The sequence below is a fragment of the Bombella intestini genome (genome assembly GCF_002003665.1).
Classification (GTDB): domain Bacteria; phylum Pseudomonadota; class Alphaproteobacteria; order Acetobacterales; family Acetobacteraceae; genus Bombella; species Bombella intestini.
Genome location: NZ_JATM01000001.1, coordinates 452,220 through 471,054, shown reverse-complemented (window position 1 = coordinate 471,054; position 18,835 = coordinate 452,220). Strand labels below are relative to the sequence as shown.

Genomic DNA, 18,835 nt, shown 5'->3' with positions numbered 1-18,835 from the left:
TATGATCAGAAACTGGAAAAAGATTCGTACGTGCGCCGTTCTGGCGGGCTGGCTAAGTGTAGCCGCTGCAGGCTTGTGGCACAATTCTGCACAGGCGGAGGCTTTACAGAGTCTCCAGGAGCTAGAGCCAGAACCGGCCTTGTCCGCTCCCGTTATGCTCCCCGTGACGGGAGTAGGGGGAACAAAGGCAATCCTGCCTCTACGAGCAGGCAAGCCGTACATGCTGCATCTTTGGGCCACATGGTGTACGCCCTGTCGGGAAGAACTGCCCAAGCTAGCAGCGTTTCTTGATAAGAACCCTGATATACCGGTTATCCCCGTTGCGCTGGATAGTGGTGTTCCTGAAAAAGTGCAGGCGGCCCTGCCTCGTCTTCATGCTGAAGGTCTCCCTGTTTGGACAGCAGACCGCCAGAATGTGGAGCCGTTTCTGAAGAGCCTTTCAGAACCCGGGCTGCCGATGACACTCCTGATTGATGCGCATGGGCAGGTCCGTTCCATTTCCGATGGCGGTGTGGATTGGAAAGAGACTGGTGCGGCCAGCACGGTCCGTTCTCTTCTTCAACAGGTGGAATAAGGGGCTGTCATGATGAGCCAGCAGAATGAGATAGGGCCCCTTTTGGATGAGGGTGAAGCGCCTCCTTATCATGTACATCACGGGAAAGAGGATAGCCCCTTCGTCATGATTAGCGATCATGCTGGCCGGATGGTACCGGAGAGGCTAGGTGATCTAGGGCTGCCACCGGATGAATGGGACCGGCATATCGCTTATGACATCGGTATTCGGGAGGTGGGAAGGCATCTTCAGCAGGCTCTTGGCTGCCTACTTGTGGAGCAGGTTTATTCTCGTCTTGTGATCGACTGTAATCGGGCCGCAGGGCATCCAACTTCTATCCCGCCTGTCAGTGATGGTGCGCCGGTGCAGGGTAATCAGGGCCTTTCAGCAGCAGAGAGGCAACAGCGGGAAGATGCCATTCTTCACGTTTATCATGATGAGATAGAACGCCATTTGAGCCAGAGAAATTTGGACGAGACTTTGTTCGTGTCTCTGCATAGCTTTACGCCTGCCATGCAGGATGGGCTGGCACGCCCATGGCATATCGGTCTTCTGCATGACCATGACCCTCATTCAGCTCGACTGATGAAGGAACTTCTGGAAGGCGAAGGTAATCTTTGCGTAGGGGACAATCAGCCTTACGTCCTGAATACCCAGAATGAATATAGCGTACCGTATCATGCCGGACGGCGGAATTTACCGGCTCTTGAGATCGAGATAAGGCAGGACCTCATTAGTGATGGGGCAGGGCAGCGGCTCTGGGCGGAGCGTCTGGCCCGTTTGTTGCCTTGCTTCTGGGAAAGACGGAAGGACATGGCGTGACGATAGATGGAAAAACCAGATTGGCTGGCGTCATTGGCTGGCCAGTTGAACATTCCCGTTCTCCTTTGCTGCATAATCACTGGTGCCGGGTGCATCAGGTCAATGGTGCTTATGTTCCTTTGCCAGTCGCACCGGGACAGTTGGAAACAGCCCTGAGGGGACTGGCCGCAGCGGGCTTTCGAGGGGTGAATGTTACGATTCCGCACAAAGAGGAGGCTTTCCGCCTCTGTGATGAACTGACAGAAACGGCTCGCCGGGCCGGAGCCGCTAACACGTTGCGTTTTGAGAAGGGGCGGATCATCGGTGATTGCACGGATGGGACTGGCTTCTGTGATAATCTTTCGGCGCACGATGTCAGGTTAGAAGGGAGAGCTCTTGTTCTTGGTGCGGGTGGGGCCGCCCGGGCTGTAGCCGCTGCTTTGCAGGATCGAGGCTGTGAGGTCTTCATTGCCAATCGCACGACAGCCCGAGCCGAGGCATTGGTGCAAGCTCTGGGTGCCGGAACTGTTCTGGACTGGGCAGACTGGCCGAGCCGATTGGGAGAGATGAGCTTGCTCGTCAATGCAACATCGTTGGGTATGGGTGGCCGTGAGGATATGGACTGGGCCACACTGTTGCAGGCGGGGCAGGCAGGGCTGAGCGTGGCAGACATTGTCTATACGCCACGGCAAACACCCTTGTTGAAGGCAGCGCAGAAGCATGGATTTCGCACTGTGGACGGGTTGGGTATGCTGATCTGCCAAGCGCGGGCTGGGTTTCAGGGATGGTTCGGTGTGTTGCCCGAGGCTGATGAAGCTAGTTTTGCTCTTCTGGCGCAGGACCTCGCTTAATATGGTCCTTCCTGAGATGGTGATGAGCGGAGCCTGTTTATGAAGGTTCTGGGGCTGACGGGCGGCATGGCGGCGGGAAAGAGTACGGTGGCATCTCTTTTCCGTAAGGCCGGTGTGCCGGTTTTCGATGCGGATGCTTGTGTCCGTCAGCTTCAGGCACCTCACGGGCGGTCTATCCCAGTTTTGCAGAAGACTTTTCCCGGCATCGTGCATGATGGTGTGCTGGATAGAGCGGCATTGCGCCGCCTGATTGCTGTTGATTCAACCGTTCTTCCCCGGTTGGAAGCCATTATCCATCCGCTCGTTCGGCAAGAAAGACGGGCTTTTCTGAAACGCTGTCGGTCCCGTCAGGTGCCATTGTGTGTTCTGGATATACCCCTTTTATGGGAGATAGGGGCGGACCGAGATTGCACTCTGGTTATGGTGGCGATAGCCCCGCTGTCTGTCCGTCTGTCCCGAATCCGGCAGCGATATAGAAGGGGCGGCCTGATGAGCGAGGCTGATGCAAAAGCTCTGCTGAACCGGCAGATGCCGGATCGAGAAAGGCGACGTCGGGCGGATATCGTGATAAAAACAGGCCTCTCCCGGGCCTATGCGGTCCGTCAGGTGCGTGCCCTTTTGGCTTCCCTGTTGCGTGAAAGACAATGACATGACCCGTTCCATTCTCTTTGATACTGAAACAACAGGATTAGACCCGGATACTGGGGACCGGGTGATTGAGATTGCCGCTCTGGAGTTAGTGAACGACCTGCGGACAGGGAATTATTTCCACGTATTAGTGAATCCTGAGCGAGATATTCCGCCTGAGGCGACAAAGGTTCATGGGATCACATTAGCTGATCTTGAGGGGAAGCCTCTTTTTGCTGACATCGCCGATGAGTTTCTGGCTTTTATCGGTGATGGAAAAATGATCGCTCATAATGCACCGTTTGACTTCAAATTCATCAATGCGGAGTTGAAGCGGGCAGGGCGGGAACCGTTGGATTATGAGAGCCGTGCTATTGATACCGTCATTATGGCCCGGAAGAAGTTTCCCGGCATGCCCGCCAATCTGGATGCTCTCTGTCGCCGTTTCGGGATCGACCTCTCCGAACGAGGTACTCACAATGCCTTGTTAGACTGCCGCCTTCTGGCTGATGTTTATGTGGAGTTGATAGGCGGGCGGCAGCGTGGTCTCGGGCTGAGTAATGATCGGCAGCAGTCTTCTACATCTGGCGGGGTAAGGAAACGCAAGGCCGTGACGGGCCGTAAGGCACGCCCTATGCCGCCGCCAGATGAGGCTACTCTGGCTCGTCATGCTGAATTTTTGAATAGTCTGTCCGACCCGATCTGGTTGAAGGAGTGAAGAGGGTCCTCTTCATCACGGCACATCGTCTCGGGGATGCCGTGATTGCCATGGGGGTCTTGGGTGGGCTGATGAAGCGTTATCCGCACGCCCGGTTTACTGTCGCCTGTGGCCCGGCTGTGCAGGACCTATTCCGCTATATGCCGCGATGTGATCGCATCATTGTGGTGGAGAAGAAGTCTCATAATCGGCACTGGCTGGATTTATGGTGGCAGGTTGTGAGGTATCGCTGGGAAGCAGTGGTCGATCTACGGTCATCACCTTTGGCCTATGCGGTTTGGAGCCGTGCCCGGCATGTTGTCAGAGGGGGCAGGCAGGCGGGATTAAAGCTAGAGCAGCAGGCCCGCTCTCTGGGGTTCGAACAGCCTTGCCGTCCGTATGTCTGGTTAGGACAGGAAGAGCAGGCAGAAGCGGTACGTCTTTTGCCTGATGATACCCGTTGGGTGGCCTTAGCCCCGACAGCGGGAACGGAAACGAAAATATGGCCAGCTGAAGCCTTTGCGGCTCTTGCCGAGCGGCTGAAGACGCATGGATTGTGCCCAGTTCTATTCTATGGGCCGGGTGAGCGTGAAGACAGGCTGGCTGCTCCTGCACGGGCGGCCATGCCAGAAGTTCTGGACATGGGGGGGAGATACGCCCTGGCACAGGTGGCCGCTCTATTGGCTCGATGCTCGCTGTTTGTGGGGAGTGATTCGGGGCTGATGCACCTGTCTGCAGCACTGGACGTACCAACGGTGGGGCTATTTGGCCCCAGCCATGCGGCGCAATATAGTCCATCGGGCCGCTGGGTGGAGGTGATTGAGGCTCCTGGCCCTCCGGGAGAGGGGGACATGACACGTCTGCGTGCGGAAGACGTTAATCGGGTCGCTGTGGCTCTTTATGAACATTCCAGAGAGCGGTAAGAACTATTTACCACTGTGATAAAACGATGGCAGATTTTTTAAGGAGGCATCATGCATTTTGATCTCATAATCCGTAACGGACGTTGCATATTCCCATGGGGAGAGGCGCAGGCCGATATTGGTATTCGGGACCAACGGATTGCTTCCTTGTCTGTCTCTGCTCATGATGAGGCAGATCGTGTCATTGATGCTACCGGGCTGCACGTTCTTCCCGGCCTGATCGATTCTCATGTGCATCTGCGTGATCCCGGCAAACCAGAGGCAGAAACGTTAGAGACAGGCACTCGGGCAGCGGCTCTGGGAGGGATTACGGCTGTTTTTGATATGCCGAATACCAACCCGACCATCACGGATAAGAAGATGTTGGACTGGAAGCGCCAACATATTGTCGATACAGCGAATATTGATGTCGCCATGTATATTGGTGCAACCCGTGAGAACACACCGCTTCTGGCTGAGTTCGAGCAGGAAGAAGGCGTTTGCGGGGTAAAGGTATTTGCCGGCTCCTCTACCGGTGACCTCATGATTGAGGATGATGAAGGGATCGAAGCTGTTTTGCGCTCCGGTCATCGCCGCGTATCTTTCCATTCAGAAGATGAATACCGTCTGCGGGAGCGGCGGAAGCTGTTCGAGCCGGGCCAGCCCTACCATTGCCATGCAGAATGGCGGGATGCGGAATGTGCTATCCGGGGGACACAGCGTATTTTGGCCCTGTCCCGCAAGACGGGTCGCCCCATCCATATTCTGCATGTTTCAACGGAGGAAGAGTTCATCCTTCTGGGTGAAAATCGCCGTCACTCCACGGTGGAGGTCCTGGTTAATCACCTGACCAATGAAGGGCCTGAATGTTATGAACGTCTGGGCGGTAAGGCTGTGATGAACCCGCCTCTGCGGAATGAACGCCGCCATTTTGAAGCAGGCTGGGCGGCTCTGCGTGATGGGCGTGTTGATGTGGTGTCATCCGATCATGCACCGCATCCTAAGGATGCTAAGGAACTCCCGTGGTTGGAATGTCCGTCAGGCCTGACAGGTGTGCAGACGATCGTTCCGCTGATGCTGGATCACGTCAATGCAGGGCGGTTGAGCCTGACCCGCTTGGTAGATGTGATGGCCGCTGGTCCTGCCCGTGTTTATGGGCTGCCCAATAAGGGGCGTCTGGCAGTCGGGTTTGATGCTGATATCACCCTTGTAGACATGAAGAAGCAACGGACCATCACAAATGATTGGATTGCTTCCCCAGCCGGTTGGACACCGTATGACGGCAAAACTGTTACGGGGTGGCCTGTGGGAACTATCGTCCGGGGGCAGATCGTGATGCAGGATGATGAAATCGTAACCCGTAATGCGGGGCAGCCTATTAGCTTCCAGCCCTGAGAAGCGTCAGGGGCTCTTCCTAGTTAGGGGGAGCCCCTTTTCTTTGTTATCATAACGTTGATGAGGGGGATGCGGCCTGAAGCGGTAATTTTTGCCAAGGAGGATGTTTGCTGTTCGTCCGTCATGCTATAGGGGTGTCAGAATTATCGTGATTGGTCCAGCAAGGATATGGCGTGTCAGACGATTTGATTAAGGAAGTGGAAGAAGAGCAGCGCCTGTTGCGGCTTCGTTCCATAGCCCTCCGTGTGGGTGGTGTGTTTGCGGTTCTTCTGGTTCTGGCCGGCATTTCCGGTGGCGTATGGGGATGGCAGCAACACCGGCTGCATACGGCGCAGGCTGCGGCTTCGGATCGCTATTTTGAGGCTATGCAGCTTCTCGGTGATCTGAATAGCCCGCCTTCCACTGCTAGTGATGCACGCCAGAAAGCCGAAGGGATTTTCTCAGACCTAGCTCAGTCAGCACCGCAGGGCGTGCGGAGCTATGCTGCGATGTATCTCGCCGAACTTAAAGAGCAGGACCACGATCATCAGGCAGCGTTGGCTTTGTGGCAGCAGGTGGCAGATGATGGCGCCTCTGATGAATCCTTGCGGATGATGGCACAGTATCGTGTCCTGAATGGCCGTATGACAACGGCTCCAAGGGATGAGCTGCGGCGTGGTTATCAGGCCCTTGTACAGACAGGAGGAAGCTGGACCCCGCTGGCCAAGGAAGGGTTGGCTGTGTTGGACCTGCGGGATGATGCCAAACCGGAAGAGCGTGCAGAAGCACGGCGTCTTCTTCTGGAGGTTCAGGCGTCACCGGATAGTACGGATGATCTACGGCAGCGGGCCGGGATGTTGTTGCAGACTTTGGGAGAGGCCGGATGAACCATCATTTTTCTTCATTGCTGGGGGATGGGACTGTAAGAACCTCCCGTCGGTCTCTTCTCAAGGGTGCCTGCTCATTTGCTGCCATGACGGGTCTGGCCGGCTGTGGTGCTTTTTCGGATGATCCAAAAAAAACCATCCTGCCGGGGCGTCGGATTGATGTGCTGTCGACCGGGGCAGGTCTGGCTGTTGACCCTCGCAATAAAGCCCCCATCATGCTGCCTGCCGTACAGCCTATTACAGCTTGGGAGCAGGAGGGGCGTGTAGCCTCACATGAGGGCGTTAATGCGGCATGGAACGGCACTCGCCAGCTCTGGAGCACATCAGTTGGTTCCGGCGTTAATCGAGTGGGCTGGCTCTCCATGGTGGCTTTCGTGCCCAACCGTAAGGGAGCCTTGCAATCTCCGCCCGTGATTGGCAATGGGCGCATGTTCACAGTTGATGCTCAGGGTGTCATCCGGGCGTGGAGCTGGCCGGATCGTCAGCCGCTCTGGCATTGTCAGCCAGCCCGCAAGACACGTTCCACCAATATCGGCGGCGGTATCGCTTTGGCAGGCGGGACGCTCTATGTTGTTGATGGCGTAGCGCAGGCCTTGGCTCTGGATGCGGCAACAGGGCGGCAGAAATGGGCTGTAGATACTGGCACGCCGGGCCGTTCGGCTCCAACGGTTGTTGGTGGTCTAATGGTCTTCACGACTATTGATGCTCGCCTGTATGCCTTGGATGCTGCAACTGGTCAGCAGCGTTGGACCTATCAGGCTACTGATGTCAGTACGACCATGTTCGGTGCCGGAGCTCCTGCTATCGTTAATGATATTGTGGTGGCGGGCTTTGGTAGTGGTGATCTGGTGGCGTTGCGTGCGGCCTCAGGCGAGGTTGTCTGGAGTGACAGCCTTGGCGGCGGTAACGGGCTAGGTGCCATGTTGGACTTTGCCTGCGTACGTGGTGGCCCGGTGGTTGTTGGTGGCACTGCCTATGCCATTTCTCTTTCCCGTGTGCTGGTGGCGATCGATATGCGCTCTGGGCGCCGTCTGTGGGAGCGTGAGGTTAGTGGTCAGTCACCGCTTTGTGTCTGTGGGGAGTGGCTGTATCTCATTTCTCTGGACCAACAGCTTGCTTGCCTTGACCGTGTAACGGGGCAAGTGCGTTGGGTTAAACAGCTGGCACGGTATAGAAAGCCAGAGCAGGAGAAAGGCCCCATACAGTGGATAGGCCCCATCATGCTGAATAATAAGCTGGTCTGTCTCTCCAGCATGGACCGTGGCGGTATGGTGATTGTTGATGCCCGAACGGGGCAGGAAGAAGGGAAGATAGAGACGCCATCGTCCTGTCAGGTGCAGCCGATCGTTTGTGACGGTCAGCTGCTTGTCCTGAGCGAGGATGGTGTCTTACGCGCTTATGGTTAATGCTGCTGAGATGGGTAGATTGCCCGTCGTTGTGATTGCAGGACGTCCCAATGTGGGGAAGTCCACTATTTTTAACCGGCTTGTCGGACGACGGCAGGCCATCGTGTCGGATGAGCCCGGGGTCACGAGGGATCGTAAGGATGGCGTGGCCCTTCTGCGTGGTCGCCGCGTACGTCTGGTAGACACGGCCGGACTTGAAGAAGCCGCCCCGGAGACGCTGTTCGGCCGTATGCGGGCGTCATCGGAGCAGGGTATTGCTCAAGCCGATCTGGTCGTTTTCTGTGTTGATGCCCGAGCAGGTATCACACCGGCAGATGCTCATTTTGCTAATTGGCTGAGGCGGCAGAATCGTCCTGTTCTTCTGGTAGCCAATAAGGCGGAAGGGCGTGCTGGGGCCGAGGCTGCTATGGAGGCCTATTCTCTAGGCCTCGGAACCCCACTTGCCATGTCAGCTGAGCATGGTGAAGGTCTGGCTGACTTGATGAGTGAGATCGTCAGTCTGTTGCCTGATGAGGAAACACTAGCCGAAAAGGATGGCGAAAAGCCACTGCGCATCGCCATTATCGGGCGTCCCAATGCGGGGAAATCTACGCTTTTGAACAGCCTTCTAGGCGAAGAGCGGATGATTACCGGCCCAGAAGCAGGACTGACACGGGATGCTGTCAGTGTCATGCTGGAAGATGAGGCCGGGCCGATTGAGATCGTTGATACGGCCGGAATGAGAAAGCGTGCCCGCGTTCAGGAAGGACTGGAGCGTGTTTCCGTCTCTGCGTCTATTGAAGCTATGAAGATGGCGGAAGTGGTCGTGCTGGTGTTGGATGCGTCTCGTGGTGTTGATGAGCAGGACCTCCAAATCGCTCGTTTGATCGAGCGGGAAGGGCGGGCTTGCGTCCTAGCATTGAATAAATGGGATGCCGTTAAGGAGCGTCAGGCGACCCGCAAGGCTATTTCTGATCGTATTGATATTTCTCTGGCCCAGATGCGTGGGATTGAGGTCGTGACCTTCTCGGCTCTGACTGGTGAGGGGCTGCATCGCTTTCTGCCAGCGGTTCGGCGGGCAAGTGAGGTTTGGAATGCCCGTGTGGGCACGAGCGACTTGAACCGTTGGTTTGAAGAGGCTGTGGAGCGTCATCAGCCTCCGTTGGTCGATGGACGCCGGTTGAAGCTGCGTTATATGACCCAAGCCAAAAGTCGTCCGCCTACCTTTGTTTTATTTGGAACAAGGGCAGAGCAGCTGCCAGATAGCTATAAGAGATATCTCATAAATGGACTGCGGGAGACCTTCCATCTGCCCGGTACGCCGATCCGGCTGTTGCTGCGGGGAAGCAGGAACCCATTTGTGAAGCAAGACGAACGTTAATGGATTGAAATTGGAATAATAACGTCCATAATCTTTTCCCAGTCCCGTGCCGGGAGGGGCGTTTTAAGATCATGGATAAGGAGTAATCATGGTAGGAGTAACGCCGGCAGCCAGAAGTGAGGGTGGGGCCTCTTCGTCGCAGAAGGCGACAGGACGTGCCACTGTTCTGGGGATTCTTGCAGCCCTTTCTGGGCTGATGTTTGGGCTGGATACAGGCGTTGTCGCCGGTGCCTTGCCGTTTATTGCAGGTGATTTCCATGCCGGTGCAGCCATGCAGGGCTGGATCGTTTCTTCCATGATGGCAGGTGCTGCGTTCGGAGCCATGTTTGCCGGGCGTATCTCTGTCTCATTCGGGCGTCCGGGGGCCATGCTGGGGGCCGGTATCTTGTTCCTAGTGGGTACGTTTTTCTGTGCGTTCGCTCCGGGAGTGGCCTTGCTCATCGTTGGTCGTGTGCTGCTGGGGCTGGCTGTGGGTGTCGCTGCTTTTGCGGCTCCCCTGTATATTTCCGAGATCACGGTAGAGTCAGCCCGTGGTGCCATGATTTCCTTCTATCAGCTGATGGTTTCTCTCGGGATTTTTCTGGCCTTTGTGTCCGATAGTTTTCTATCTGCGGGCGGGCATTGGCGTTGGATGCTCGGGATTATGGCGGTCCCGGCTGTCTTGTTTCTGATCGTGGTGCTGATTCTTCCACATAGTCCTCGTTGGCTGATGATGCGCGGCGATAAGGAGCGTGCCCGTAAGGTCTTGCGTATTTTACGCTCTGATGAGGAAGTGGCGGAGGCAGAGCTTGCCGATATCCATGACCGTCTCTCCAAGAGCAGTGATGCCGGGTATGGGCTGTTCCGTAGCAATCCCAATTTCCGGCGGTCTGTATTTCTGGGGATTGTCCTTCAGATCATGCAGCAGCTGAGTGGGATTAATGCGCTGCTCTATTATGCGCCGCGTGTGTTCGAGGCTGCCCATTTCGGGACGAATGCTGCCGTATGGGCGACAACGCTTGTCGGGCTGACGAATATGGTCTTTACGGGTGTGGCCATCCGATATGCCGATAAATGGGGACGCCGCCCGCTGCTGCTGACAAGTTGCATCGTTGTCGGAGCGTCCTTGCTTGGTGTGGGTGCTGTTTTGGCTATTGGTGGCGATAGTCTGGTGGCGGCCATTCTGCTTTGCGCTTTGATCCTTCTTTTTGTTGCTGGCTTTGCCATTGGTGAGGGACCACTTGTCTGGGCGCTGTGTTCGGAGGTCCAGCCGACACGTGGGCGTGATTTCGGGATCGGCTGTTCCACGGTGACCAACTGGGTGGCCAACTGGGTTGTGTCCAGCGTATTTCCGCTGATGATGTTGGCTATGGGGGCCTCCTGGACCTTCATCCTCTTTGCGGCATTTAATGGTCTGTTCGTACTCATCACTCTTGGGTTTGTCCCGGAGACGAAGGGTGCTTCGCTGGAGCGGATCGAGGCAAATCTTTTTGCAGGGGTGCCCCTGCGTAAATTGGGGGAACCAGAGAATAATGGGCAGTAAGATGGCGGATCCTAGCCTTGAGGGAGAATACGACCCGGAACGGCACGCAGGCCTTTACGGGATGCAGCGCTTCAAGGCGATGTCGTCTGTCATTCTGGCATTGATGCTCTCAATTCTGGATTATTCTGTTGCGAATGTGGCTTTGCCCACAATCGCAACAGACCTCCATTCCTCCGCATCACAGGCGATCTGGGTTATCAATGCCTACCAGTTGGCCAATCTGGCTTGTCTCCTGCCACTGGCTGCTATTGGGGCCCGGGTGGGATTTGGGCGGATGAGCCAGCTGGGCATTGTTTTGTTCCTTGTTGCGTCCGTAGCCTGTGCCGTGTCGCAGAATATGCTGGAATTGACGTTGGCCCGTGCCCTTCAGGGTGTCGGTAGTTCCTGCATCATGAGCGTGAATATTGCGCTTGTCCGTTTTATCTACCCGCATAAGCTCATAGGTAAGGGGATTGCTCTTAATGGGTTGTTTATCGGGTTAGGCGTGGCGTTGGGGCCAACGATCGGTTCTTTCATCCTGTCCGTGGCTTCTTGGCCTTGGATCTTCTGGGTTAATCTGCCGCTAGGGGGTATTGCCATTCTATTGGCCAGTAAAGCCCTGCCCAAAACGCCACGGAGTGAAGTGAAGGTCGATATCTTTGGCTCAGTTCTTACGGTGGCGTCCTTTGCCCTGCTAGGGATTGGGCTGGATAGCTTCATGCATGGTGATCTAGGCTGGGGAGCTGGGCTGACGGGCTGGAGTCTTGTTAGTTGGTGGCTGCTTCTGCGTTGGCAGAAGAAACGGCCAGAACCTATCGTACCGTTGGACCTGTTGAAGCGTGTACCGTTTTTGCTGGCGTGTTTGATCAGTTTCTGTGGTTTTGTGGCATCGAATCTTTATATCGTTGCCATGCCCTTTACACTGACCGTTGCTTTTCACAAAAATCCCGCAACGGTTGGGCTACTGATTGCGCCGTGGGCTGTCGGTGTTGCTGTCATGTCTTTCACCGTTGGCAAGATTGCCGACCGGTTTCCAGCGGCGCTGCTGTCATCCATTGGGTTGATCGTGACAGGGGTTGGCTTCATCCTGCTTTGCATTCTACCGCTGGATGCAGACAATACAGCCATTGCTTGGCGAACCCTTGTGGCAGGTATGGGCTTTGGTTTCTTCCAGCCCCCGAATAATCGGGCCATCATGGTGACGGCCCCTCCCGGCCGGGAGGGTGGTGCTAGTGGAATGCTTTCCGTTGCTCGGTTGTCCGGTCAGACAACAGGGGCTCTGTTGGTCGCAGGGCTGTTCACTTTGTTCCCCCATCCTGCCTTCATCTGCCTTGGCGCAGCAGCAGCTGTAGCTTTCTGTGGTGCCGCCTTGAGTGCGGGTCGGACTCTCTTCAAGTCTCGGCCTGCTAAAACGGTATAATGTGCTAATGCCTCGTAGAACGGTCTTTTAAAAAGCCGTTCTACGGGGTGGTAGAGAGCATTCCCTGATATCTTTGTTTTAGAACTGGAGAGTGCCGACCGCTCCCAGAATAAAGGCCGCTGCCAAAGCAAACCCTACTATGACATTCTGCCGAAAGAAATGGAGGCAGAGCGGAGCATCATATGGGGAAAGGCGAACTGTCTGACGGATCAGAAGGAAGCAGGCTAGTAGAAAGGGAGGCCAGAAAAGGGGGAGTTGGCCCGCCTGTATGGCTGCGAGGGCGAAGAGGGTTAAGGCTGCCCCATAGCAGCTGCCTATGAAGAGACGGGCGTGTTTCAACATAAGCCGGGATGTGGATTTTACGCCAATGCGTGTGTCATCTTCCATATCCTGAAAGCCATAAATGGTATCAAATCCGAGTTGCCAGACGATAACACCGCCATAGAGTAGGATTCCAGGCAGGTCCAGAGTATGCTCACTGGCTGCATAACCCATGGGCGCCCCGAACCCAAAGGTGAACCCCATGACAAGCTGAGGCCACCATGTCAGTCTTTTTGCGGTGGGATAGAAGGCAACGAGAATCATGGCTAGAGGGGCGAGAGCCCAGCAGATTGGTGGTAGAGCCAGTAGAATAGCTAGCCCCCCAAGCAGCAGAATTACCAGCAGTCCTAGCCCTTGCTTTAAGCTGAGCGCACCACTGGCTAGAGGGCGTCCCGCCGTGCGAGAAACTTGGGCATCAATTTTGCGATCCCAGATATCATTAATGACACAACCGGCTGACCGCATGAGAAGCGAGCCAATGGCGAATAATGCCGTGTAAAGGAGCCGTTGTTTTAGGGGTGGGCCATTGGGAGCCAGAAAGATGCCGAACACGCCGGGGAGCAGTAGTAACCATGTTCCTACAGGGCGATCCAGCCGGGCGAGAAGAGCATAGGAATGCCATGGCTCTGGCAGGCGACCGATAAGGCCGTTGCTACGGATGTCGGTATGGGGGTGTTTTTGAGGCATGGATGAGTGATTGGACAGAAATGGAAAGAGGTCAATATTTTATCGCACATGCTGGAAAATGAGAGGGGAAAGAGGTATGCCCAGATCATGAGCCGTACCGATCCACGCCTTTTCATCGCCGATGTTTCATCTCCCTGGAAGGAAGGGGAGTTGCTGCCCTTATCTGCTGGCCATGCCCATTATTTGGGTAAGGTCATGCGTCTTCAGCCAGGGGATGGTGTCGTATTGTTTAACGGCCGGGATGGAGAATGGCAGGCCGTTGTGGAGGGGCTGCAAAAGAAACAGGCTACAGTGCGCCTATCGTCTTGCTTGCGCCCCCAGCAGGATACGGAAGGGGTAGAGCTACTCTTTGCTCCGCTTAAGCGGGATGCAACGGAGCTGCTCATCCGTATGGGCACGGAGCTGGGTGTGACACGTTTTCGTCCCGTCCTGACAGCTCGGACAAATACACATCGGTTGAATTATGAACGGTTGAGTCTGATTGCACAGGAAGCAGCAGAACAGTGCGAAAGGTTGGACATCCCGGTTCTCATGCCGCTGGAGCCGTTGGCCGCTGTTCTGGCTCGTTGGCCTGCTCGGCGGAAGATGGCTGTAGCGTTAGAACGTCAGGGGACCGGTGGCCCTCCCAGCGGCTGCGATGCGTTGTTGATTGGACCAGAAGGAGGCTTTGCCGAGGAGGAAGTGCAGCGGCTAACTCGGCATGAGGCTGTACAGTCTTTTTCTCTTGGCCCTCGGATTTTGCGGGCAGATACGGCGGCTTGTGCGGCATTGGCCCAGATTAGTGCTACCAATAGGCAGCCATGAAAACCCGATAACTGCCTGAATATGAGCCGGTTCTCTTGAATGAAAGTAAATTTGCCCCCTAGTATAGGGGTATCTGGCTTACGGACAGTCTGAACGTCCTGCGGCATCTCGTGGTGAATTCTAGCCGGTAAGGTTTTGTACATGTCCAATCCAGGTGAGAGCAATACAACACTGATTGAAAACAGAGCGCAGCTAGTCGAGGTGCTAGCGCGTGGCTGCAAACCTCAGGAAGAGTGGCGCATTGGCACGGAGCACGAGAAATTTGGTTTTCGTATGCCAGAACGTGCCAGAGGAGAGTTGAAGCCTTTTGCTCCACCTGCTTACGAGCCTGAAGGTATTGGTGCTCTGCTTGCTGCACTGGAGGGGCCGGAATGGCAGGCTATCCGTGATGATGGGCACCTGATCGGCCTGAAAGGTGCAGGCCCGCATAAGGGGCGGTCCATCTCTTTGGAACCAGCCGGGCAGTTCGAACTTTCTGGGGCACCTGTCAGGACCCTTCAGGAAACCGAGCAGGAAATGATCGCCCACTTCCAGCAGATCACAGGGCCTGCCCGGGAGCTTGGTTTGGGGTTTGCCCCACTTGGTTTTCAACCACTCTGGGCCCGTGAGGCCATGCCGTGGATGCCCAAGAGCCGCTATGCCATCATGCGCCGTTATATGCCCACAGTTGGGCGTCGTGGGTTAGATATGATGACACGGACCTGCACGGTGCAAGTGAATCTGGATTTCTCCAGTGAGGCAGATATGGCCCGTAAGATGCGGGTGTCTCTTGCGCTTCAGCCTCTCATCACGGCTCTTATGGCCAATTCACCTTTTGCTGAAGGTAAGCCGACAGGTCGTCTCTCCAATCGTGCTTATATTTGGCTGGATACGGACAATCAGCGTAGTGGCCAGCCGACATTTTTCTTTGAGGAAGGCTTCGGTTTCGAGCGTTATGTGGACTGGGCGCTGGATGTTCCGATGTATTTCGTCAATCGGGATGGGCGGAATGTTGATGCAGCGGGATGCTCGTTCCGTAAATGGCTGGATGGTGTCGAACAGGAACCATTAGCAGGGCTGCGGCCAACGGTTGGTGATTTTGAGGATCATCTGACAACTCTGTTCCCGGATGTTCGCCTCAAGCAGTTCCTTGAGATGCGAGGTGCGGATGCTGGCCGTCCGGATATGATGGTCGCACAGTCTGCTTTCTGGGTTGGGCTCTTGTATGACCCCGATGTATTGGCTGAAGCGGAACGGGTGGTGAAGGAACAGCCGTGGCTGACCTATCAGTCTCTGGCGGAGCTTGTCGTTGAGCAGGCTATGGATGCCCCGTTCCCTGGGGGGCTTCGTGCGTTGGCAAAGCGGATTCTAGAACTAGCCGAGCAGGGACTTCAGAAGCGTGGATATGGGGAAGAATATTACCTTGCCCCGCTCTATGAAATTGCTGACGGAGCCAAGACGCAGGCCGAGCGGTGGTTGGAGCGTTATCATGGGGTCTGGCAGGGTGATGTCCGGCATATTTTCCGGGAAGCGGATATTTCTCTGTAAGGAGAAGAGGCAGATGATGATGCGGCGTATTCTCGTGGCATGTGGGGTGGTTCTTACTCTGGGTGGGACGGTCTTGCCACTGCATCAGGCTGTAGCTGGTGTTAATCTGACATCATCTCAGCAGGGATGGGTGAATAAGATCGAGGCCAGCCTTGCCGCAACAAAAACCTTTCAGGCCCGTTTTGAGCAAGTGACTGAGCAGAACGGAACATCCACAGGGACGGTTCTTCTGGAGAGGCCGGGGAAGATGCGGTTCTCTTATGATCCACCCAGCCCGCTTCTTCTGGTCGCTAATGAGGGTAAGGTCGTATTCCAAGATCATAGCATCGGCCAAGTCACTATGATTCCTTTGGACCATACGCCGCTCGGTCTGCTCTTGCGTCCTGATCCCCGTTTTTCAGGGGATGTTTCCATTCTGGGTTATGAGCAGCAGGGTAATGAGATACAGCTTCAGGTGACCAGAACGGAAAATCCAGGCGAGGGCGAGATGACACTGTTCTTTGCCACTCATCCGCTCAGCTTGAAGGGATGGACTGTGCTGGATGCACAGGGACACAGAACAGTGGTTCATTTCTCCAACGTGAAAACCGGTGTTAGCATCCCGGCCTCAAGTTTTGTTCTGCCGAAGGATGAGGATTAGTTATCCTCTTTTCTGTTTCGCCAGCTCAAGCGCCCGATTATAGACGGTACGCTTGGGCAGGTTCACAATCCCTGCCACGAGGGCAGCGGCATCCTTGACGGAATGTGTCTTCAAGGCATCTAGCAAGGTTTGATCCAGCTCCTGAGCCCCCGTATCTTCTGCGGCTGGCGGGCCGAGGAGTAAGGTGATTTCTCCTCGAGGGGCGGTTTCTTCGAAATGGGCGATGAGGTCTGCAAGACTGCCCCGGATCATTTCCTCAAAATGTTTTGTCAGTTCACGTCCTACAGCAGCGGGACGATCGGCACCGAACACTTGTTGTTGGGTTTTTAGCGTTTCCAGGAGCCGATGAGGCGATTCATACCAGATGAGTGTGGCCGCAAGACCGGCTTGCTCGGCGGCACGCAGGGCTGCAAAGCTGTGCCGGCGGGCTTCACCCCGAGGTGGAAACCCCAGAAACATGAACGGAATAGGAGGTAGGCCGGAGAGTGTCAGGGCTGTGACGGCGGCGTTGGCACCCGGCAGGGAGGTGATGGCGATATCGGCTTCCTGCGCTGCCCGGACGAGGCGATAGCCCGGGTCTGAAACGATGGGCGTCCCCGCATCGGACACCAGAGCCAGACATTGACCTTGACGGAGGCGTTCTATGAGAGCCGGGGTGCGATCCTGCTCATTATGATCATGCAGGGGGAAAAGCTGATTACTTATGCCATAATGCCGTAACAGCTTTGTGGTAACGCGTGTGTCTTCACACAATATGGCATCAGCCATCTTCAGGGCATCAAGGGCACGTTGGCTGATATCGGCAAGATTACCGACAGGCGTTGCCACCAGCATGAGCTGCCCGGTAGAAGAAGAGAGTGATCCGTGATCGGGGGGAGTATATGGTTTCTCAGACATCGTTATCCTCAATGAGCCGCTCTGGCCCTTATAGCCGTGATGGGCAGGGGCACGGCAAGAGAGGAAGCAGCCGGACCGCCTTGGCTGTTGGTATTTTCATGTTTCTGGGAGCCTGCTCCGGAGAAAATGGTCATGAAGGGGCAACATCCCCGGTGGCGACTGCGCCAGTGCCGGTGGAGAAACCGGCCCGTATTGGGTTGATTGTTCCGCTGAGTGGCCCTCATGCAGCTATTGGCCAGCGTATGCGGGATGCTGCCAGACTGGCACTGCCGGAAAATCAGACTCCTCCAATGGATGTATTTGATAGTGCCCAGCCAGAAGGTCCGGCTCATGCAGCACAGCAGGCTTTGGCAGCTGGTGATAAGATCGTGCTGGGGCCACTGACGGCAGGGGATACACAGGCCGTAGCGTCTGTTCTGCAACCGGTTAGTGTCCCGGAGCTTGCTTTCACAAGTGATGTAGCGCAGGCCAAACCGGGGGTCTGGGTTATGGGGTTAACACCAGAGCAGCAGGTTCGTCGCCTCGTGGATGCAGCCCGGTTGGATGGCCGGAAACGGTTCGCAGCTTTTCTGCCAGATACGGCTCTGGGTCATTCCATGGGAGAGGGGCTTACGCTTGCTTGTCAGGAAGCAGGGCTTGAGACGCCACAAATTGCGTTTCATAGCAGTGATCCCAACGACATTACCCAGAAGATGGCACAGTTGAGCCATCATCCGTCAGCAGGGGGAGCGGGTGCTGCGCAGGTTTCTCCGGGAGCAGAGAGTGGCCCTTCGGCTGTTGATCCGTTGAATGATGGTGATGAGATAGGGGCTTCTGCAGGTAAGTCGGAGCATACGGAACAGCCAACTGGAGGAGCCTCTGAGGTTGCTCCCCCGCCTTTTGATGCGCTTCTTCTGGGCGATACGGGGCTTGATCTCGCTCGTGTGATTGATGCGTTGAGGACTAATCAGCTTCTCGTCCCGCAGGTGCGTATTCTTGGGCCGATGCTTTGGCGTTCTTTTGACGCCAAGCTGGGGGACCTGCGGGGTGCTTGGTATGTGGCCTTTGATGAGAAGCAACGTAGTGGCTATGTGCAGAGCTATCAGAATGCCTATCAGCAGAAACCATCCCCAGTTGCTGATTTTGCTTATGACGCAGCCGCCCTTGCTGGTGCTTTGATCCGTCAGAATAAACTGGATGTGGCTACACTGACCCAGCGGGAGGGGTATCTTGGGGTGAATGGCCTTTTCCACCTGCGGCCAGATGGCCGGATGACCCGTGCTTTGGGCATTTATCAGATTGCCCCCGGTGGGGGGAGCCAACTGATTGTCCCCGCATCTCGGGACCTAGCATCAGCATCTAGCCAACCTGCTGGGAGTGTCGTGCCGGGGCAGCAGGCGGCAGCGACGTCATCAGGAGCAGTGCAGGCTAAGGCTGTGCAGGCTCCTTCGACAGCGGCTTCCGATGTTGCTGTTTGGTCTCCGTCTCGTCATGCGGCGGTTAGAAGTGATGCTCTTTCAACGCCTTGATGGCGTATGCGGTATCAGAATGATTTAACAGAAAACCCCGTCCGAGGAGATCGGCGGGGTTTTTCTTTGAGG

18 protein-coding genes are annotated in these 18,835 nt (G+C 55.7%); 16 read left to right on the top strand and 2 right to left on the bottom strand.

Annotation, left to right across the window (positions count from 1 at the left end; genetic code table 11):
* The first annotated feature begins 1 nt into the window (after position 1).
* The 12 genes from AL01_RS02175 to AL01_RS02120 all read left to right on the top strand — a co-directional run bounded on the left by AL01_RS02175 (position 2) and on the right by AL01_RS02120 (position 12,379).
* Positions 2–574 carry a TlpA disulfide reductase family protein gene (locus tag AL01_RS02175; protein WP_158075919.1) on the top strand — a complete coding sequence of 191 codons (573 nt, stop codon included), beginning with the start codon at positions 2–4 and terminating at the stop codon, positions 572–574.
* Between the two features lie 9 nt (positions 575–583).
* Positions 584–1,375: an N-formylglutamate amidohydrolase gene (locus AL01_RS02170; RefSeq protein ID WP_408735426.1), complete on the top strand. Its 792-nt coding sequence runs from the start codon at positions 584–586 to the stop codon at positions 1,373–1,375.
* The gene (locus tag AL01_RS02165; RefSeq protein WP_164468754.1) at positions 1,372–2,205 is read left to right on the top strand and encodes a shikimate dehydrogenase; all 834 of its coding nucleotides are present in this window, start codon (positions 1,372–1,374) and stop codon (positions 2,203–2,205) included. The genes AL01_RS02170 and AL01_RS02165 overlap by 4 nt, the downstream gene beginning before the upstream one ends.
* A gap of 39 nt (positions 2,206–2,244) precedes the next feature.
* Complete coding sequence (coaE, locus tag AL01_RS02160; protein WP_077395617.1) at positions 2,245–2,853, top strand: dephospho-CoA kinase; 609 nt, start codon at positions 2,245–2,247, stop codon at positions 2,851–2,853.
* 1 nt (position 2,854) lies between these two features.
* On the top strand, positions 2,855–3,550 hold the full coding sequence (gene dnaQ, locus AL01_RS02155; protein WP_077395616.1) for a DNA polymerase III subunit epsilon: 696 nt from the start codon (positions 2,855–2,857) through the stop codon (positions 3,548–3,550).
* Positions 3,547–4,452 carry a glycosyltransferase family 9 protein gene (locus tag AL01_RS02150; RefSeq protein ID WP_241502660.1) on the top strand — a complete coding sequence of 302 codons (906 nt, stop codon included), beginning with the start codon at positions 3,547–3,549 and terminating at the stop codon, positions 4,450–4,452. Before dnaQ ends, AL01_RS02150 begins: the two co-directional genes overlap by 4 nt.
* A 51-nt stretch (positions 4,453–4,503) precedes the next feature.
* Positions 4,504–5,826: a dihydroorotase gene (locus tag AL01_RS02145; protein WP_077395615.1), complete on the top strand. Its 1,323-nt coding sequence runs from the start codon at positions 4,504–4,506 to the stop codon at positions 5,824–5,826.
* Between the two features lie 173 nt (positions 5,827–5,999).
* Positions 6,000–6,692: a tetratricopeptide repeat protein gene (locus AL01_RS02140; protein WP_158075918.1), complete on the top strand. Its 693-nt coding sequence runs from the start codon at positions 6,000–6,002 to the stop codon at positions 6,690–6,692.
* Positions 6,689–8,098, top strand: a complete 1,410-nt coding sequence (locus AL01_RS02135) for a PQQ-binding-like beta-propeller repeat protein (protein WP_077395613.1) — start codon at positions 6,689–6,691, stop codon at positions 8,096–8,098. The genes AL01_RS02140 and AL01_RS02135 overlap by 4 nt, the downstream gene beginning before the upstream one ends.
* Positions 8,073–9,458: a ribosome biogenesis GTPase Der gene (gene der, locus AL01_RS02130; protein ID WP_408735425.1), complete on the top strand. Its 1,386-nt coding sequence runs from the start codon at positions 8,073–8,075 to the stop codon at positions 9,456–9,458. The genes AL01_RS02135 and der overlap by 26 nt, the downstream gene beginning before the upstream one ends.
* Positions 9,459–9,546: 88 nt before the next feature.
* Entirely contained in the window at positions 9,547–10,980 is a 1,434-nt protein-coding gene (locus AL01_RS02125; protein WP_077395611.1) for a sugar porter family MFS transporter, read from the top strand.
* A 1-nt stretch (position 10,981) separates the two neighbouring features.
* On the top strand, positions 10,982–12,379 hold the full coding sequence (locus AL01_RS02120) for an MFS transporter (protein ID WP_077395610.1): 1,398 nt from the start codon (positions 10,982–10,984) through the stop codon (positions 12,377–12,379).
* 78 nt (positions 12,380–12,457) lie between these two features.
* Here AL01_RS02120 and ubiA read toward each other — a convergent pair whose 3' ends face one another.
* On the bottom strand, positions 12,458–13,387 hold the full coding sequence (gene ubiA, locus AL01_RS02115; protein WP_077395609.1) for a 4-hydroxybenzoate octaprenyltransferase: 930 nt from the start codon (positions 13,385–13,387) through the stop codon (positions 12,458–12,460).
* 87 nt (positions 13,388–13,474) lie between these two features.
* Here ubiA and AL01_RS02110 point away from each other — a divergent pair, with 87 nt between their 5' ends.
* From AL01_RS02110 to AL01_RS02100, 3 genes are all read left to right on the top strand, one after another.
* On the top strand, positions 13,475–14,191 hold the full coding sequence (locus tag AL01_RS02110) for a 16S rRNA (uracil(1498)-N(3))-methyltransferase (protein ID WP_143280636.1): 717 nt from the start codon (positions 13,475–13,477) through the stop codon (positions 14,189–14,191).
* A 141-nt stretch (positions 14,192–14,332) separates the two neighbouring features.
* Complete coding sequence (locus tag AL01_RS02105; RefSeq protein WP_077395607.1) at positions 14,333–15,718, top strand: glutamate--cysteine ligase; 1,386 nt, start codon at positions 14,333–14,335, stop codon at positions 15,716–15,718.
* A 13-nt stretch (positions 15,719–15,731) separates the two neighbouring features.
* Complete coding sequence (locus tag AL01_RS02100; protein WP_241502659.1) at positions 15,732–16,358, top strand: LolA family protein; 627 nt, start codon at positions 15,732–15,734, stop codon at positions 16,356–16,358.
* Here the strand turns inward: AL01_RS02100 and rsmI are convergent, their stop codons facing one another.
* A complete protein-coding gene (gene rsmI / locus AL01_RS02095; RefSeq protein ID WP_241502658.1) occupies positions 16,359–17,255 on the bottom strand; it encodes a 16S rRNA (cytidine(1402)-2'-O)-methyltransferase in 897 nt (298 codons plus the stop codon).
* On the opposite strand from rsmI, the gene AL01_RS02090 reads away from it, so the two are divergent.
* Positions 17,240–18,763, top strand: a complete 1,524-nt coding sequence (locus AL01_RS02090; protein ID WP_241502657.1) for a penicillin-binding protein activator — start codon at positions 17,240–17,242, stop codon at positions 18,761–18,763. The genes rsmI and AL01_RS02090 overlap by 16 nt on opposite strands.
* Positions 18,764–18,835 lie beyond the last annotated feature (72 nt).

Bases quoted from the DNA above. Each gene is read 5' to 3' on its own strand.
- AL01_RS02175 (WP_158075919.1), top strand. From the start codon at position 2: ATGATCAGAAACTGGAAAAAGATTCGTACGTGCGCCGTTCTGGCGGGC.
- AL01_RS02170 (WP_408735426.1), top strand. From the start codon at position 584: ATGATGAGCCAGCAGAATGAGATAGGGCCCCTTTTGGATGAGGGTGAA.
- coaE (WP_077395617.1), top strand. From the start codon at position 2,245: ATGAAGGTTCTGGGGCTGACGGGCGGCATGGCGGCGGGAAAGAGTACG.
- dnaQ (WP_077395616.1), top strand. From the start codon at position 2,855: ATGACCCGTTCCATTCTCTTTGATACTGAAACAACAGGATTAGACCCG.
- AL01_RS02145 (WP_077395615.1), top strand. From the start codon at position 4,504: ATGCATTTTGATCTCATAATCCGTAACGGACGTTGCATATTCCCATGG.
- AL01_RS02135 (WP_077395613.1), top strand. From the start codon at position 6,689: ATGAACCATCATTTTTCTTCATTGCTGGGGGATGGGACTGTAAGAACC.
- der (WP_408735425.1), top strand. From the start codon at position 8,073: ATGGTGTCTTACGCGCTTATGGTTAATGCTGCTGAGATGGGTAGATTG.
- AL01_RS02125 (WP_077395611.1), top strand. From the start codon at position 9,547: ATGGTAGGAGTAACGCCGGCAGCCAGAAGTGAGGGTGGGGCCTCTTCG.
- AL01_RS02120 (WP_077395610.1), top strand. From the start codon at position 10,982: ATGGCGGATCCTAGCCTTGAGGGAGAATACGACCCGGAACGGCACGCA.
- ubiA (WP_077395609.1), bottom strand. From the start codon at position 13,387: ATGCCTCAAAAACACCCCCATACCGACATCCGTAGCAACGGCCTTATC.
- AL01_RS02110 (WP_143280636.1), top strand. From the start codon at position 13,475: ATGAGCCGTACCGATCCACGCCTTTTCATCGCCGATGTTTCATCTCCC.
- AL01_RS02105 (WP_077395607.1), top strand. From the start codon at position 14,333: ATGTCCAATCCAGGTGAGAGCAATACAACACTGATTGAAAACAGAGCG.
- AL01_RS02100 (WP_241502659.1), top strand. From the start codon at position 15,732: ATGATGATGCGGCGTATTCTCGTGGCATGTGGGGTGGTTCTTACTCTG.
- AL01_RS02090 (WP_241502657.1), top strand. From the start codon at position 17,240: ATGGTTTCTCAGACATCGTTATCCTCAATGAGCCGCTCTGGCCCTTAT.
- rsmI (WP_241502658.1), bottom strand. From the start codon at position 17,255: ATGTCTGAGAAACCATATACTCCCCCCGATCACGGATCACTCTCTTCT.